Genomic DNA, 12,656 nt, shown 5'->3' with positions numbered 1-12,656 from the left:
ATACTGATAATCCAGCCAGATATAACCTCCTTGCGGAGACACCGTGACCACCCACACATTTCCCATTGCCCTGGATTTTGATGAGGGCATCGACCGCAAGATCCTGCGTCGTTTGCGGGACCGGTTTGTGGCCGTCAACCGGGTGCGTCGGCAGCGGGCCCGCTCGGCCCTGGCCTACCGTCAGCAGGTGGTGCTGGACATCCTGCCGCTGGTCTTCCACCTCAACCATCCTTCACTGCCGGGTTACCTGCACCGCGACTGCCCCCATGGGCTGAGCCACTACCAGCCCGATGACGACGTGCTCGGAGCCGCCCAGCGGTTGTCCCGGACGTTCGCCTATCGCGAGGCGGGCAAGCGTCGACCTGATCTAGAGGCCCTGTTCCTGATGGGCAGTCCCGGGTCCTTGGGGCATTCCGTCGCCAGCGATCTGGATGTCTGGTTGTGTCACGACGCCGGTCTGTCCCCGGCAGCGGTTCAGCAACTGGAGCAGAAGGCGGAACAGGTGTCGGTCTGGGCCGAATCCCTCGGGGTGGAACTGCACGTGTTCGTGTTTTCCGCCTCGGACTGGCGTATGCGACAGCAGCGGGCCGAGGTGGCCGGCGAGAACTGCGGCAGTGCCCAGCACTACCTGTTGCTGGACGAATTCTATCGCACCAGCATTCACCTGGGTGGCCGTTATCCGCTGTGGTGGCTGGTGCCGGTGGCGGACGAAGCGCAGTACAGCGCCCGAACCCGGCAACTGATCGAGTGCCGGTTCATTCGTGCCGACGAGTACATCGACTTTGGCGCGGTGCCCCGGGTACCCCGGGAGGAGTTTCTCGGCGCCGGGGTGTGGCAGCTCTACAAGGGCATCGACTCGCCCTGGAAATCCATCCTCAAGCTGTTGCTGATTGAGTGCTATGCCCGTGACGAGGACCAGGGGCCGCTGGCGTTGGCGTTCAAGGCCGCGGTCTATCGGGGCGATACCGATCCGGACCGGCTCGACCCTTATGTCATGCTCTATCAGCGACTGGCCGACTGGCTCAGTGAGGCCCACGCTGGCGGCCGTCTCGAACTGGTGCAGCGCAGCCTCTACCTCAAGGCTGGCTACCCCCTGACCCGGGCGGAGGCCTCCGGAGAGCATTGGCGGGGCCGCTTGCTGCGGGCCCTGGTGACGTCATGGGGGTGGGATGAGGGCAAGTTCCGCTTTCTCGATAACCGGCAGCGGTGGCGGGTGGAGGATGTCATTGCCCTGCGCCGCACGGTGGTCAACGAATTCACCCACAGCTACCGCCTGTTGTCCCGGTTAGCCCGGGAGCACGGCGGCAACGCCGCCATCAGTCAGCGCGACCTGAACCTGCTGGGCCGCAAGCTGTATGCGGTGTTCCAGCGCAAGGCCGGCAAGATTGAGCTGATCAACCCCAATCTGGCGCCCTCCCTGGCGGAGGAGAATCTGTCCTTCTTCCACCAGTCGGCCCAGGAGGGCGAGGGCGCCGAGGGGTGGCTGCTGTTCCGGGACCTGGAGAACCCGTCCGAGGCCTTCTGGCAGCCAGTCATCCGCCGCTCCAGCAATCTCGCCGAGCTGATGCTGTGGTGTTACTGCAACGGTCTGCTGACCCGGGCCACCCGTTTAAACCTGCGTGCCGGTGACAGTGCCGCCAGTGTTGGCGAAGCCCGGGAGCTGCTGGAGGCCCTGTACGATGCCCTGCCAATGCCGGTCGGGCCACCCGGTCGCGGCGCCTTGCAGCAGCCGGTACGGCCGCTGCGCAACCTGTTGCTGGTCAATGTCGCCGTTGATCCCCAGGCGCACCTGACCGAACGTGGCCTCCATCGGCTCAGTGCCCGCAGTGATTCGCTGGGGTTCAGCGGCGGCCGTGAGAACCTGGTGCACAGCATTGATCAGATCACCCTCAATTCCTGGCACGAAATCAGCCTGCAGCACTATGCCGCCGGCGATACCCTGATCCAGTGCCTGAAGAATGTCCTGGCCGCGGCGGCGGCAACGCCGGACCGGCTGCCGACGTTGTCGGTGCACAGTCAGAGCGGTGGTCACGGTCTGGCCATCGCCCGCCGGGTGCAGGAGGTGTTTGACGATGTCCTGCGCCAGTTCTTCGCCGGTGGCCGGGGGCCCCATCCCTTGCGCTACGTGCTGGAAGTGGACCGACGCTACTTTGTGCTGCAGTTTGCCGGTCAGGATCCGGGGTTCACGGCGGTGGACGACCTCGACAGCCTGGTCGCGCAGCTGTGCCGGCCCCAGAGCGAGTATGTTCCGGTGGTTTTCGACCGCCAGGCGCTGCTGGACCAGGGGGCGTTGCGAACCGTCTGTCAGGGCAGCGAGCCGGGTAACATCCAGGTCTTTTACCAGGTCACCGGCAAGCAGGCCCTGTTGTGGGCGGTGGACGAAGTGGGGTCGGTGTTCCACTGGCAGCGGCCGTTCAGTGGCCGACGCCACCTGTTAGGGCCATTGCTGCGGTTTCTGGAGAATCTGTTGGAACGACGCCAATTGCAGGATGTGTTCACGGCGCCCGGCGGGCTGCTGGACATTCACTGTTTCGAGCTGGTGGTCCGGGAACGGCAGTGGGTGGCCGAGCGCCGCACCGTGAGTGTTGACGACTCGCCGATCAACGCGCTGGAAGTGCAGGCCGTGGGCACCCGGGAGGGCGACGGCGAGCTGCTCTTCGACATCTTCTGTAACGGTCAGGATTTCACCGTACAGGAATACGGCGACCAGCTGATTCCCGCGGTGGCCCATTACATCCGCTCCCTGCGCCGCTCCGGCGAGACCTATCCGGTGTATCTGAGCGACCTGCACCTGCCCCACGATCTGGAGCCCCAGGGCTACCAGCAGGAGCTGCAGACCTGCCAGTATCTGTACCACCGTCAGCAACTGGAAGCTGCACTCAGCCGCGCGCTGGCCGGTTAGAAACAACTGAGAAACTCCTCAAATCCCCGTCTCGCCCCGCCGTACCGGTGTCAGGTATACTGCGGGTCAATTGCAACGAAGGGGTGGCAAGCAATGCAACGTCGGTTACCGTGGGTGCTCGTGCTGGTGTCTGGCATGATCCTGTCAGGGTGTGGCCAGAAGGGGCCACTGTACCGCGAGGCCGCGTCGACGCCGGCGGCGGCCGAGGCGGTGACGGACGACCGTGAACCGTCGGGCCCGAGCCGGACGCCGTAACGCTGCCTGCCCAGTTTTTATCAGGACACTCAATGGATTACTTTAACTACCGCAGCGGTGAGCTCTATGCCGAGGAGGTCGCCGTTGCCGATATTGCCGAGCGTTTTGGCACGCCGGCCTATGTCTATTCCCGGGCCACGCTGGAACGGCACTTCCGCGCCTATGACGAGGCGCTCAGTGGTCACGACCGGCTGATCTGCTACGCAGTCAAGGCCAACAGCAACCTGGCCGTGCTCAATGTGCTGGCCCGTCTTGGCGCCGGCTTCGACATTGTCTCCGCCGGTGAGCTAGAGCGGGTGCTGCGTGCCGGCGGTGACCCGTCCAAGGTGGTGTTTTCCGGTGTGGGCAAGCAGCCCTGGGAGATGCGCAAGGCCCTGGAGGCCGGCGTGCACTGCTTCAACGTCGAATCGGACACCGAGCTGGACCGCCTCAACCAGGTGGCCGGTGAACTGGGTGTCAAGGCGCCGGTGTCACTGCGGGTCAATCCGGATGTCGACGCCGGCACCCATCCCTATATCTCCACCGGGCTGAAAGAGAACAAGTTTGGTATCGACATCGCCGAGGCGCTGGACGTCTACGCCCGTGCCGCGGCATTGCCGAACCTGGCGATCATCGGTGTGGATTGCCACATCGGCTCCCAGCTGACCTCGGTGGAGCCGTTTCTGGATGCCCTCGATCGGGTGCTGTTGCTGATCGACCAGCTTGCCGAGCGGGGGATCGTCATCGAGCACCTCGACATGGGAGGCGGGCTGGGCGTGCGCTACGATCAGGAGCAGCCGCCGGAACCGTCGGAGTACGTCGCCCGTCTGGCGCAGCGGCTGGGGGGGCGGCAGCTCAAGCTGATCCTGGAGCCGGGCCGTTCCATTGCCGCCAACGCCGGTATCCTGTTGACCCGGGTGGAGTTCCTCAAGTGCACCGGGCACCGCAACTTCGCCATCATCGACGCCGCCATGAACGACCTGATCCGCCCGGCCCTGTACAGCGCCTGGCAGGCGATCATCCCGGTGGTGCAGCGGGAGGATGTGACAGCCAGGCGCTGGGACCTGGTAGGACCGATCTGCGAGACCGGCGACTTCCTCGGCAAGGACCGGGAACTGCGGCTGGCGCCGGGGGATTTGCTGGCGGTGCGGTCCGCCGGGGCCTACGGCTTTGTGATGAGTTCCAACTACAACACCCGTAACCGGCCGCCGGAGTTGATGGTGGACGGCGAGCAGGTGCACGTGGTGCGCCGGCGGGAGACGCTGGATGACCAGTTGGGCCCTGAAAGCTGTCTGCCGGAATAGGGACGGGGCATGACTCAACAGCGGCGTGGCAATCGGCCACAATTGACGTTTACCAAGATGCACGGCCTGGGCAACGACTTCATGGTGATCGATGCCATCAGCCAGCCGTTCCGGTTGCAGCCGGAGATGATCCGCAGCCTGGCGGACCGCAATTTCGGTGTGGGCTTCGATCAGCTACTGGTGGTGGAGCCACCGGGCATGCCCGACGTGGACTTTCGCTACCGGATCTTCAACGCCGACGGTTCCGAGGTGGAGCAGTGCGGGAACGGTGCCCGCTGTTTCGCCCGGTTCGTACGGGAGCGGCGCCTGACCAACAAGAGGGTGATCCGGGTCCAGACCGCCAAGGGCGTGATCGAGCTGCGCCTGGGGCAGGACGGCCTGGTGGCGGTGGATATGGGGGTGCCGGAGCTGGCACCCGCGGCGATTCCGTTCGAGGCGGACCGGCCGGCCGCCATCTACACCCTGGACGTTGATGGCCAACTGGTGGAGCTGAGCGCGGTGTCCATGGGCAACCCCCACGGTGTGCTGGTGGTGGACGACGTCGATAGCGCACCGGTGGAAACCCTGGGGCCCAAACTGGAGCGCCATCCCCGCTTCCCCGCCCGGGCCAACATCGGTTTCCTGCAGGTTCTGGATCGTGGCCACGCCCGCTTGCGGGTGTTCGAGCGGGGCTCCGGGGAAACCCTGGCCTGCGGCAGCGGCGCCTGTGCGGCGGTGGTGGCCGGCCAGCTCCGGGGCCTGCTCGACCAGAAGGTGGATGTGGAGCTGCCGGGCGGCCACCTGGTGATCCAATGGCAGGGTGAGGGGACCCCTGTTATCATGGAGGGCCCTGCAGCCAGCGTGTACGAAGGCCAGATCCGACTGCCTTCCGCGCCCGCCAAACGCAGCAGCCGTCGATCCAAGCGTTCGGGCGACAGCAGAACCAAGTCCCGTCATCGATAGCGCTCCGACCTCAGGTCAACGCGCGGACCCATAAGGAGAAGGCCATGACAGAGCAAACGGCCCGTGAGAAGCCCGGCGAACTGAGCCGTGAGGATGTTGCCGAATACCTGCGGGAACATCCGGATTTCTTCCTTGGTCAGGATGAGCTGCTGCGCTCGCTGACCCTGCCTCACGACAGTGGTCGGGCGATCTCTCTGGTGGAACGCCAGGTTCACCTGTTCCGTGAGCAGCGGGACACCCTCCGTCGGGAGCTGGTGGAACTGGTGTCCATTGCCCGTCACAACGACCGCCTGTTCGAGAAGAGCAAACGCCTGTTGCTGCAGGTGATCGAGGCGGTCAACCTCAACGAGATGGCGGCCGCCATCGACGACAGCATTCGCGGCGATTTCGGCCTGGATGCCGCGTCGGTGATCCTGTTCACCGACCAGGCCCTGACCCTGAACCCCCAGGGGGCGTTGCAGGTGGTGGCACCGGCGCAGGCCAAGGAGCGCCTGGGGGATCTGCTGGAGGGCGACCGGGCGGTCTGCGGTCAGTTCCGGGAAAGCGAACGCACCTTCCTGTTCCCGGACCGCGAGGAGCCGATCGCATCGGTGGCCCTGGTGCCCCTGCGGGACCAGGAACTCCGTGGCGTCTTCGCCATTGGCAGCTGCGAGTCGGGGTACTTCGACCAGAACATGGGCTCGCTGTTCCTCACCTATATCAGCGATACCCTCAGTCGGCTGTTGCCGTCGATGATGCAGCGTTACTGTGAGCCGCCGGTGGTGGTGGATGTGGTCGCGGAGTCGAACTGACCGTGGGGCGGCGAGCGGGGAGCGCGCGGCCGGACGCAACACCGCCGCCACCCGAACTGGCCGAGCCGGTGGCCCGGTTTATTGAGCACCTGGCGTCCGAGCGGCGCCAATCGCCAACCACCTGCCGGAATTACCAACGGGATCTGCTGCGACTGGCCAGTCACCTGACTGACCGGCAATGGAGCTGGGCCGGCCTCGACAGTCATGGTCTGCGGGGCTACGTGGCCGAGCTGAGCCGTCAGGGACTGGGCGGGCGCTCCATCGCCCGTCACCTGTCGTCCATTCGCCGTTTCTACGACTACCTGGTCCGGGAAGCCCTGGTGACCGATAATCCGGCGCTGGGGGTGCGGGCCCCCAAGGCGGCCCGCCGGTTGCCCGGTGTGGTGGATGTGGACCAGCTCAACGACCTGCTGGAGCCGCCACCGGACGATGACCCGTTAACGGTACGCGACCGGGCCATGTTCGAACTCCTGTACTCATCAGGTTTGCGGGTCTCCGAGTTGGCGGGTGTCAACCTGGGCGACATCGACCTGAAGCAAGGGGAGATCCGCGTGGTGGGCAAGGGCGACAAACAGCGTCTGCTGCCGGTCGGCCGCAAGGCCCGGGAAGCCCTGGCCACCTGGTTGAATCTGCGCACCGGCTTGGCGCGGGAGGGCGAGCCGGCCATGTTCGTCAGCCAGCGGGGCGGCCGGTTGAGCGTGCGCAGCATTCAGTTACGGCTGGAACGGTGGGGAAAACACCAGGGGGCCGCCCAACGCTTGTACCCCCACCTGCTGCGCCACTCCTTCGCCAGCCACCTGCTGGAGTCCAGTGGCGACTTGCGGGCCGTGCAGGAACTGCTGGGACACGCCGACATATCCACCACCCAGGTCTACACCCATCTGGATTTTCAACATCTGGCCAAGGTTTATGATCAAAGCCACCCGCGGGCACAGCGTCGACCCCGCACCGACCCGGAGGGCTGAGTCGATGATTGTGGCTGTCAGGTCTATAGTGACAGGAAAAACCTACTTTTTGTCGGGCCTGCAGGATGAATAGAGGGGGTTCCAAAGCGCAGCGTCCAGCCGGCGCTGAGCTGCAGTCAGCAACAGGAGAGCGACATGTCATCGGATGAATCCTGGAAGGCGCGCTATCTCAGGGAGGTGGCGTCAGCCCAGGCTCGGGAAAAAAACTGGCATCGCGAGCGGCACACCCTGGCGGGGCTGCTGGTACAGACCAGTATGGCCTCGGAGGGGCATAACGCACACCTGGATGCCCTGCTGACCCGGCTGCGGGAACTGATGCAGAAGGGCGCCTTCAACCTGGAAGGACTGCGCCAGTTGCAGGCCCGGATCGATCGCCAGCTGGCCTTGCTGGACGACCACAAACAGACCCGCCTGGGTAAGTTACGCACCTCGATGGAGAGCCTGCTGGCCGACAGTCGGCGCCACCCGGCGATTGTTGCCGAGCGTGGTCGCCTGGAACGGCTGGCGAAGGCATTGCGGCGCTCGCGTTCGCTGAGTGAAGAGCTGCCTGACCTGTTCTGCGAGCTGGTGTCGTTGCTGCAACAGGCCCTGGCTATGGACTCCCTGGTGCCCCCCGAGGCCGAATCCTCCACCGAGCCCGCCACTGCGGCCGGTGTTGAACCGCCCGCTTGTGAGGAGTCGGACCACGATCAGCGGCTGCGCTTTGCCCGTCGCGTGTCCGAGCTGCTGGGCCACATGCTGTCGCAGCTGGCCCTGGATCCCCGCTCTCATGCCCGGGCACTGGCGCTTCGGGACCACCTGTCGCTGAGCAATAGCTGGGATGACCTGCGGGCATCGCTGAGCGACGTTGCGGAGCTGATGATCGCGGTGGTGCAGCGGGGACAGCAGGAGTTTGAGGCCTTCCTCAAACGCCTGGATGATCGCCTGCTGGCGCTGCAGGAGCATTTCAGTGACCAGTCGGACACCCTGGCGACTGTGCGCACCGCAGCGGCGGCGTTTGACCAGACCCTGAGGACTGAGCTGCTGGAATTGGGGGAGTTGGTGGACACCTCCGAGGATGTGCGGGAACTCAAGCGCTCGGTGACCGATCACATCGATGCCATCGCCGCTGCCATGGAGCAGCACCGCAGCGCCGAGCTGAAACGGGAGCAGCAACTGGAGGCTCAGATCGACGCCATGAAACAGAAACTGGCGGCAGTGGAGGTCCATTCCGAACAGATCAAGGAACAGCTGCGGGAAGAGCGCTCCCGGGCCCTCACCGATGTGCTGACCCAATTGCCCAATCGGGAAGCTTGGCAGGAGCGGCTGGAATTCGAAATCCGGCGCTGGCAACGCTATCGCAACCCGGTGTCCGTCGCGGTGCTCGATATTGACCGCTTCAAGCGGATCAACGATTCCTATGGCCACAAGGCCGGCGATCGGGTCATTCAGCTGTTGGCGAAGACGCTGGCAGAGCGGTTGCGCAATACCGATTTTGTGGCCCGCTATGGGGGCGAGGAGTTTGTTGTGGTGATGCCGGAAACCGCCCCGGAAAACGCCCGCACTGTACTCGACATGTTGCGGGCCCATATTGCCCAGTTGCCGTTTCATTTCCGCGGCGATCCGGTCAGCATCACCTTTTCCGGCGGTCTGGCCCAGCTAAGCGATGGCGATGATGCCGACTCGGTGTTCGACCGCGCCGACAGGGCGCTGTATCAGGCCAAGGCCGCGGGACGGAACCGGGTGGAGATTGCCACCTGGACGGTGGTCGAGTAGTCCGCCCGCTGTCCAAGGCGGTTAGTGTCGCAGCATGGCATCGAGCTCATCGATCACCTCCGCCCAATCCGAATCTTCCTCTATGCCTTCCGTCAGGAAATGGGCCTGGCTTTCGCTCCAGAAGTCCGCATCGTGCAGCGCGGTTTCCCGGGGCAGGGGGGAGTGCCTGGTAACGAACTGGGTGATACTGTCCTCATCGGATGGCAGGCCAAGTTGGTCAAACAGAGTGCCCAAGGTGTGTTTGCTGGTGTCCATGGTATGCCCCTTACACAGATTAAAAAACCTTCTTGATCCAATTGCGATGACGCAGGAACGGATGGTGTCGCGATTCCGGAACCGCCCCGGCAGGAGGTTGGCCGGCAACGTAAGCGGCTTCCGGGGGCTGTTATTTTTCAATGTAGCGGAAGCAGTGAGGATATCCAGTGAGTAGACGATCGCCCGCAGTCCTGGTGGTGTGGCTGATGCTGGTTCTGGTGGGCCGGGTGGGGGCGGAGCCGCCGCAGGATTCACCGGCCCCCGTGCTGGGGGTGGACGACCTGCGCTGGCTGGAGCGGGTGGAACGGTTTCGGGTGGGCGTGCACGGCGACCAGGTGCCGTTGGCCTTCCGCACCTCCGAGGGTGATCTGGCGGGCACCTACATCGATTACCTGAACCGTATTGAGAGCAAGCTGGAGACGCCGGTGGAGTACACCGCGGGTTCCACCGCGGAACTGGACAAGGCCCTGGCTCAGGGGGCGCTCGACGCCATCATTACCACCCGGGCCCCGGGAGTGTCAGGGGCGGCCAACCAATTGCACACCGTACCCCTGATGAGCCTGACCTACGGTCTGTTCGTCGATTCGGGGGATGCCAGCATCCGCCAGTTGGCGGATCTGGAGCGTCGTCGCATCGCGCTGATTGAAGACGATGCCAATCAGTTCCTGTTGCTGGATGAGGTTGAGAACTTCCACCCGGTCAACGTCGCCAATGTCCGGGAGGCCGTCAGCATGGTGCTGTCCGGCCAGGCCGACGCCTTTGTCGGACCGGTGCCGGTGGTGTCGGACTACCTGCAGTCGGCGATGATCAATGGCATCGGGTTGGCGGTTCTGCTGGATCAGCTGCCCATTGACGTGGTGCTGGCGGTGAAGGCCGACCGCCCCCGGACCCACCGGGTCCTCAACCGTGCGGTGGAATCCATCAGCCATATCGAACACCGCAACATCCGCCAGGCCTGGCTGCCGTTTGCCGTGCCCCATGCCGGGGATCACCTGGATGTGCGGCTGACCGAGGCCGAGCGTCGCTGGCTCAAGCGGAACCCCAATCTGCGGGTGGCCTTCCGGTCACTGTGGCCACCGTTCGAGTTTGTCGAGGACGGCCGGGTTCGCGGTCTGGTGCCGGACCTGGTCAGCCGGCTGGAAGACCAGTTGGCGGTCAAGTTTGCCCGCAGCGAGCTGGACGACCTGTCCGCGGCCGAAGACCAGTTGCGTAACGGTGAAATCGACATCCTGCCGGCGCTGTCTCTAACCCCCCAGCGCGAAGGCGAGTTCCTGTTCAGCCGGCCCTATCTGACCCTGCCCATCGCCGTGGTGATCCGGGACGACGGCCGCTTTATCGGGGATCTGCGGGAGCTGCGCCAGGAGCGGGTCGGCGTGGTGCGGGAGCAGGCCGGCCACGACTATCTGCTGATCAACCATCCGGACCTGAACCTGTACCCGATGGCCACTGTGGAAGACGGGCTGCTGGCGCTGTCCAACGGCGACCTGGACGTGATGGTGACGCAGATCCCGGCGGTGAGCTACACGGTGGCCCGACTGGGGTTGTCCAACCTGCGGATCACCAGTATCACCCCGTACCAGTACGAGCTGCGGTTTGCGGTGAACCGGGACCGTCCCGAGCTGCTGCGGATCCTCAACAAGGCGCTGGGCAGCCTGAGTCCGGAGGACCGTGAGGCGATCTACAACCGCTGGATCCATTTGGACATTGAGCAGGAAACCGACTACACGGTGGTGCGGCGGGTGATCCTGATTGCCCTCGCGGTGGTGCTGATTTTCCTGTACTGGAACCGCAAGCTGTCGCGGGAGGTGGATGAACGGATTCGCTCGGAACAGGCCCTGCGACGCAGCGAGGACGAACTGCGGGCTGCCAAGCTGGAGGCCGAACGACTGGCCCGGGAGGCCGACAGTGCCAACCGGGCCAAGAGTGAGTTCCTGGCCAACATGTCCCATGAGATCCGCACGCCGATGAACGCGGTCATCGGTTACAGCGACCTGCTGGATGAGAGTGTGACGGATCCCCAGCAGCGGAGCTATCTGGACGCCATCCGCGCCGGTAGCCGCAGCCTGTTGATGCTGATCAACGACATACTCGACCTGTCCCGCATCGAGGCGGGCAAAATGCGCCTGGAAATCGCGCCCCTGACCCTGCGTCGCCTGCTGGACGATGTCCGCCACATCTTCGATTTACGGGCGCAGGAGCAGGGCATTGGGCTGGAGGTCACCGTCGATCCGGCGACACCGGCGGTGATGCTGCTGGACGAGACCCGGTTGCGACAGGTGCTGTTCAACCTGGTGGGAAACGCCATCAAATTCACCCACCAGGGCGGTGTGACGGTGCACGCCGTGGCCAGTCCGGAAGCGTCGGATGACGAAGAACCGGCCTGCTGCTGTCTGCAGATCGTGGTGACCGACACCGGCATCGGCATTGCCCCGGATCAGCAGGAGCGGATTTTCGATGCCTTCGAGCAGCAGGAAGGGCAGAGCAGCCGCAAATACGGCGGCACTGGCCTGGGCCTGGCCATCAGCCGCAAGCTGGTACGCATGATGGGGGGCGAGCTGTCGGTCAGCAGTCAGGCGGGTGAGGGCTCGACCTTCACCGTGACTCTGCCCGGGGTGGTGATTACGGAGCAGCAGAATGGGGTCGACGAACCTCGCGAGGAGGCGGTCCAGCCGCTGGTGGAAACCCTCAACATGCAGGAGCGTGGCTGGCTCCGGAATCAGTTGGCGGAAGATTTCGGTGACGAGTGGCAGTCGATTCGGGAGAGCGGCGACCCGGAGCAGATGCGCTACTTCGCGCACCGGGTGCTCGCCTGGGGGCAGCGATTCCGCTCACGCCGGGTCACCCTGTACGGCGAGCGTTTGCTGGCGGACATTGAGGCCTTCAACCTGGATGCGATCAATGCCGCCCTGGAAGCCTTCCCGCGTCTGCTCGGGGAAGACTGAGCAGCGGGTTACAGGCAGTCGTACTGGGACTGGCGATCGAATGCGACCGACACCATATCGTAGCCATCGTTGGACAGCGATTGGATCAGCTCGTGGTCTTTGAGCAGCGTCATGCAGACCTTGTGGACGCTGGCCTGCAGCTGGTCTGTGGCCATCGGGGAATGAAAACGGAAATCCACGATCAGGTACTTGCGGTCGATGGGGGCGGACTCGGGAATGTCCAGACGCTCCACGCTGTCGTACCCGATGTAGGTCGCATCCGCCGAGGGAAACAGGCCGGTCATCAAAAGGTCGATGTTCTCAGCGGCCGCCGGTGCACTCAGGGAGAGCGCGGCGGCCATCAGGGCTGGGAGCCGGTTGGGCAATCGCATGGTATCCACCTGTACGTCTTGTAACTGGTTGTAACGTTACGTTACAGGCATTGTCGCAAATACTGGCGGCCACCGCATTTTCCATACGATGCCATTTTTCAATTGTTTGCAGTCTGGTTAAAAGATGATCGGGATGGGTTGGGCTTTTGGGCCCGGCGACGATCAACTATCATGAAAAAAACGTTGTCAGGAGAG

General features: G+C 64.2%; 10 protein-coding genes. 8 read left to right on the top strand and 2 right to left on the bottom strand.

What is annotated here, in order from left to right; genetic code table 11:
- Window positions 1–43 precede the first annotated feature (43 nt).
- The 7 genes from R3175_RS03875 (at window position 44) to R3175_RS03845 (ending at window position 8,893) form a co-directional block, all read left to right on the top strand.
- The gene (locus R3175_RS03875; protein WP_318942552.1) at window positions 44–2,902 is read left to right on the top strand and encodes a class I adenylate cyclase; all 2,859 of its coding nucleotides are present in this window, start codon (window positions 44–46) and stop codon (window positions 2,900–2,902) included.
- Window positions 2,903–2,995: 93 nt separating this feature from the next.
- Window positions 2,996–3,157 (top strand): LPS translocon maturation chaperone LptM, encoded by a 162-nt coding sequence (gene lptM, locus R3175_RS03870; RefSeq protein WP_318942551.1) that lies wholly within the window; start codon window positions 2,996–2,998, stop codon window positions 3,155–3,157.
- A 32-nt stretch (window positions 3,158–3,189) separates the two neighbouring features.
- Window positions 3,190–4,440, top strand: coding sequence for a diaminopimelate decarboxylase (gene lysA, locus R3175_RS03865; protein WP_318942550.1), 1,251 nt, complete (start codon window positions 3,190–3,192; stop codon window positions 4,438–4,440).
- A gap of 9 nt (window positions 4,441–4,449) precedes the next feature.
- Window positions 4,450–5,382 (top strand): diaminopimelate epimerase, encoded by a 933-nt coding sequence (dapF, locus tag R3175_RS03860; protein WP_318942549.1) that lies wholly within the window; start codon window positions 4,450–4,452, stop codon window positions 5,380–5,382.
- A 44-nt stretch (window positions 5,383–5,426) separates the two neighbouring features.
- Window positions 5,427–6,173, top strand: coding sequence for a DUF484 family protein (locus R3175_RS03855; RefSeq protein ID WP_318942548.1), 747 nt, complete (start codon window positions 5,427–5,429; stop codon window positions 6,171–6,173).
- Between the two features lie 2 nt (window positions 6,174–6,175).
- Window positions 6,176–7,138 carry a tyrosine recombinase XerC gene (gene xerC / locus R3175_RS03850; protein ID WP_318942547.1) on the top strand — a complete coding sequence of 321 codons (963 nt, stop codon included), beginning with the start codon at window positions 6,176–6,178 and terminating at the stop codon, window positions 7,136–7,138.
- A 135-nt stretch (window positions 7,139–7,273) separates the two neighbouring features.
- The gene (locus tag R3175_RS03845) at window positions 7,274–8,893 is read left to right on the top strand and encodes a diguanylate cyclase domain-containing protein (RefSeq protein ID WP_318942546.1); all 1,620 of its coding nucleotides are present in this window, start codon (window positions 7,274–7,276) and stop codon (window positions 8,891–8,893) included.
- Between the two features lie 21 nt (window positions 8,894–8,914).
- On the opposite strand, the gene R3175_RS03840 is transcribed toward R3175_RS03845, so the two are convergent.
- Window positions 8,915–9,148, bottom strand: a complete 234-nt coding sequence (locus tag R3175_RS03840) for a DUF2789 domain-containing protein (RefSeq protein WP_318942545.1) — start codon at window positions 9,146–9,148, stop codon at window positions 8,915–8,917.
- 206 nt (window positions 9,149–9,354) lie between these two features.
- Here R3175_RS03840 and R3175_RS03835 point away from each other — a divergent pair, with 206 nt between their 5' ends.
- Entirely contained in the window at window positions 9,355–12,090 is a 2,736-nt protein-coding gene (locus R3175_RS03835; protein WP_318942699.1) for a transporter substrate-binding domain-containing protein, read from the top strand.
- 8 nt (window positions 12,091–12,098) lie between these two features.
- On the opposite strand, the gene R3175_RS03830 is transcribed toward R3175_RS03835, so the two are convergent.
- Entirely contained in the window at window positions 12,099–12,461 is a 363-nt protein-coding gene (locus R3175_RS03830) for a hypothetical protein (RefSeq protein ID WP_318942544.1), read from the bottom strand.
- Between the last annotated feature and the right edge of the window lie 195 nt (window positions 12,462–12,656).

This window comes from Marinobacter sp. (genome assembly GCF_033722735.1).
GTDB lineage: Bacteria > Pseudomonadota > Gammaproteobacteria > Pseudomonadales > Oleiphilaceae > Marinobacter.
The sequence above is the reverse complement of the archived record's forward strand: the minus strand, read 5'-3'. Positions and strand labels throughout refer to the sequence as shown.